The following is a 786-nucleotide window of genomic DNA, read 5'->3' on the forward strand; positions in this document are numbered from 1 at the left end:
CGACAACTACGTCTACGAGCCCGAGCGCGGAATGTACCCGACCGCCAACATCCCGCAGTTCGTGAACAAGCCCTACCCGCTCTGGAATTGGAGCGTCGCCTTTTTCCTTCCGGTCGCTTGAGGAGCCGATCCCATGTCCATTCTTATCACTGTGCCCGGCGCCGACTTCAGTGCGATCGGCAACCCCAAGGTCAACAAGCTGCTCTACGGCTTCCCGGCCGACAACCTGGAGGCGCTCTACCTCTTCGAGAGCGGCACCGTGGGCGAGGCCTATGCGGGTCCGGCTACCGACCGGAGCGGCAGGGGCAACAACGCTCCGCTTATCCCCGGCTCTGTCGCCTTCAAGACCGCCGGGGGCGTTGCCACGTCGCTCGACCGAGTGACGCGAACGGGCGGTCTTGCGTTTTTCTCGCCCGTACCTCTCACGGATAAATTCACCGTTTTTGGCATAAGCCGCAATCTGTTACCCCCAGAGATGAGCCCGAGCGGAGTCGTTTACGTGATTCCTTGGTCCGCTTCTGGTGACTGGAACACGCCCGCACAGCCGCTCATATCGAACCCGAATAGGGCTTCTCTCAACGGCGGCGACGGCCTGTTGCACATCAATCAGCAGACCAGTCCCACCGGCACCATCGCCGAAATCGGCGCTCTGTCGTTCCGAGGGGCGCCAAACAACAATCAAGCGTGGGGTGGCGGGCAGGTGCGCCCCGGCCCCCAGATGGCGGGCACGCCAAAGGACTCGTATATCGCTTGGGCGCTCTCGTTCGACCGGTCTGCCGGCTACAC

1 protein-coding gene is annotated in these 786 nt (G+C 62.6%); it reads left to right on the forward strand.

The features are described from left to right. Positions 1 to 133: 133 nt before the first annotated feature. Positions 134 to 786: hypothetical protein (locus QP045_RS21460; RefSeq protein WP_422517038.1), on the forward strand; the 653-nt coding region annotated here is incomplete at its 3' end.

Origin of the sequence: Sphingomonas sp. 3-13AW, from assembly GCF_049311085.1 — a bacterium.
Lineage (GTDB): Bacteria > Pseudomonadota > Alphaproteobacteria > Sphingomonadales > Sphingomonadaceae > Sphingomonas.